At 46.1% G+C, this 1199-nt stretch carries 1 protein-coding gene and 1 pseudogene; both read right to left on the minus strand.

Translation table 11 applies throughout. The features are described 5' to 3' along the window. A pseudogene (locus R7Z78_RS24500) lies at window positions 1-112 on the minus strand (ATP-dependent Zn protease); the annotation flags it as partial. A 221-nt stretch (window positions 113-333) separates the two neighbouring features. Next, window positions 334-1199 (minus strand): tRNA 5-methoxyuridine(34)/uridine 5-oxyacetic acid(34) synthase CmoB (gene cmoB / locus R7Z78_RS24505; protein ID WP_169643813.1); only part of this gene is annotated, 866 nt, incomplete at its 5' end.

Here is a 1199-nt window from a genome sequence, read left to right on the forward strand (position 1 = left end):
CTTCTGAAGCTTGAATAGCGGCTAACGTTTCTTGGTGGTACTGTTCGCCTTTGGTAAGTGTGCATCCAGATAATAAGGCGATGGCAACAACCGGAGTCAATCGTATTAACATTGAAAACCTTGGGATTGGATTAAGTTGTTTGTTTTTTAAGAGTTTAGCTTATATCGATAAAGCCTCACAAGTAAGAATCTTTCTCTATCTCTTATTGAGTGAGGAATAGTGATGAAAAGCTAATAATCAAGGATGCAAAGCGCACCCTTGATGAGAATAGAAGAGAGGGTAATGTCTTAATGGCAGGAAAGAGTTAAGACAATGTCAGAAATCTCAGTTAATTATGGCTTACGTGCTACCAGCACAGCGCGGCGTGGTGCCGGGTAGCCTTCCACTGTTTTGCTTGGATCGTTTGGATCTAAGTAATCTGGTAGAGAGTTGTGTGTCATCCAATCTGTTGTGCGTTGCTCATCAACTGAAGTCACGTTCTCATCAACAATATGAACATCTTCAAAACCAACCAGTTCTAGCCACACTTTTAGTGCTTTCGCAGACGGGAAGAAGTACACATTGCGCATTTGAGCGTAGCGTGAGGTCGGCACAAGTACAGCGTTTTCATCGCCTTCGATTACCAAGGTTTCCAATACCAACTCACCACCAGAAACCAACTGATCTTTTAGTTGAATCAAATGGTCAAGTGGAGAACGACGGTGGTAGAGAACACCCATGCTGAACACGGTATCGAACGCTTCCAGTTTAGGCAGTTGCTCAATACCCAGCGGCAGTAGGTGCGCACGTTGGTCACCGCCCATGAGTTTGCGAATTGCTTCAAACTGGATCAGGAACAGGTGAGACGGGTCGATACCCACGCAAAGACGAGCACCTTCGCCTAACATGCGCCACATGTGGTAACCATTGCCACAACCCACATCGAGCACGCTGCGATTTTTCAGTGGAGAAATGTGTGGAAGTACGCGATCCCATTTCCAGTCGCTACGCCACTCGGTATCGATATGAATGCCGTGCACCGTGTATGGACCTTTGCGCCAAGGGTGGAAAGTACGCAGTAAGTTTTCTAGCTTTTTCAGTTCGCCTTCATGGAAAGGCGTATCGTTGCTGATGGTTACAGAGTTCTTGATATCAACTTGATCTGGGGAGCCTTCTGGAATCTTGTTCAGTGCTTTCAACCAGCGACCAAAGTCACCGT

Origin of the sequence: Vibrio sp. 1167, from assembly GCF_033340375.1 — a bacterium.
Classification (GTDB): domain Bacteria; phylum Pseudomonadota; class Gammaproteobacteria; order Enterobacterales; family Vibrionaceae; genus Vibrio; species Vibrio alginolyticus.